This window comes from Brucella grignonensis, from assembly GCF_002252505.1.
GTDB lineage: Bacteria > Pseudomonadota > Alphaproteobacteria > Rhizobiales > Rhizobiaceae > Brucella > Brucella grignonensis.
Genome location: NZ_NNRL01000006.1, coordinates 461 through 1,897, shown reverse-complemented (window position 1 = coordinate 1,897; position 1,437 = coordinate 461). Strand labels below are relative to the sequence as shown.

Below are 1,437 nucleotides of genomic sequence, written 5' to 3'. Positions count from 1 at the left end.
CCCCTCGGTACGGCCGCGGGCTTGCGCTCTAGCAGGAGGTTATCTGACCGGATTTGACGATGGCCCGGACGGCCGCAAATGGCTCTTCGTCCGCCTGCATCCACAGAACACACCTCGGCGCATCGTCTCGGTGCGTCCTCAAGGCGGACTCGAGCAACATTTTCGTTCCTATGCAGGTCAGTAGATCCACAGCGTCAACGCGCAGCCACAGCATTCCTGGCACGGGTCGTATGACAGCTCGAGAGGATTCGAGCTCCAGAACAAGGTCGTCGCCCTCCCACCTCTGATCCTTGCAGTGCGCCGCAAGCGCGGCATTGATTGTTTCAGCGAGATTTTCCTGATCAGTAAACCTTAGACATGCTTCATTCGAGGTACGCATATCAAGACACTTCTATATAATCGCTGCGGATCGCCAAGCATGATCTTCCTGTCGGCTCGGCTCAAGTGTCCACCTTGACACTCGTCTAACGGAGAAAAATCCGATAGTGCGACCCACTGCCGCAGTGAAGCGAAGCCGCTGAACGCCTCTGGGGGGCTTTACAGTGTCTGATGATCGCTCCAGGCAAAGAAGACTTGAGCGGCCTGGAGACGGGTAGCGACACGTAATTTGAGAAGGATCCGACTCACGTGATAATGAACCGCTCGAGTTCTCAGGTTCATGATCGTCGCAATGTCGGTGTTCGACTTTCCGTCAGAGATCCATTTGAGGATTTCCAGTTGACGTCCACTGAGCGCTCGCAGCCCAATTGCCTCGTCGGCCGAGACGTTTGCGCAAAGTCCCAGCATCTCTGCTTTGGCCTGCGCCGCTTCGGCGACGCATTGAGCAGATCGGACAAGGTCGGGTGGGAGTTGCATCGGTCGATAGGCATCGAGGGACATCAGACTCGCATGTCCCGGACCGTGGGCGAGCGGCACCATAATGCCGGTCGCCAGGCGGTTCTCGTGAAGAAATTCCAGGAAGCTTTGACTGCGAACGTCACTATAGCGTTCCGAAGATCCATCCCAAACAAAGGGGCGGCTGCTCCCGATGGTGCGCGCGATAAGCACGTCGTCATCGAGCCAGTTCAGCCGCTCATAGTCGTTCATGAATTCCTCGGTATAGGTGGTGAAAATGGGGTTCATCACCAGCTCTGCCTTCGATTGCCGATGACATGACAGCATGAATGCATCGAAACCGAGCACGCCGCAGGCCCTGTCAAGCGCAGAGAACAGCGACTGCGATGTCTCGGCAGCATGGATTTCGCTGAGCATTGTCATGCTCTTCTCGTGCACATCACCGCTCATTATGACCTCCTGACATGATGCCTCTGTCATCATTTCAGCTTCATGTTCGATCCGGTGCAGATGATGGCGGACGCCTGCACCTATCGATCGCCGTTTGCCATAGCGCTACCTTTAATGGCGAACCGTCGCAAACGCGACAGAACAGCTATTAGG

General features: G+C 55.9%; 2 protein-coding genes. One reads left to right on the top strand and one right to left on the bottom strand.

Annotated features, from left to right (window positions below; translation table 11 throughout):
* The coding region (locus CEV33_RS24140) for a hypothetical protein (RefSeq protein WP_208620106.1) at positions 1-184 on the top strand (184 nt) is incomplete at its 5' end.
* Positions 185-537: 353 nt separating this feature from the next.
* Here CEV33_RS24140 and CEV33_RS00130 read toward each other — a convergent pair.
* On the bottom strand, positions 538-1,284 hold the full coding sequence (locus CEV33_RS00130) for a helix-turn-helix transcriptional regulator (protein WP_167388065.1): 747 nt from the start codon (positions 1,282-1,284) through the stop codon (positions 538-540).
* Positions 1,285-1,437 lie beyond the last annotated feature (153 nt).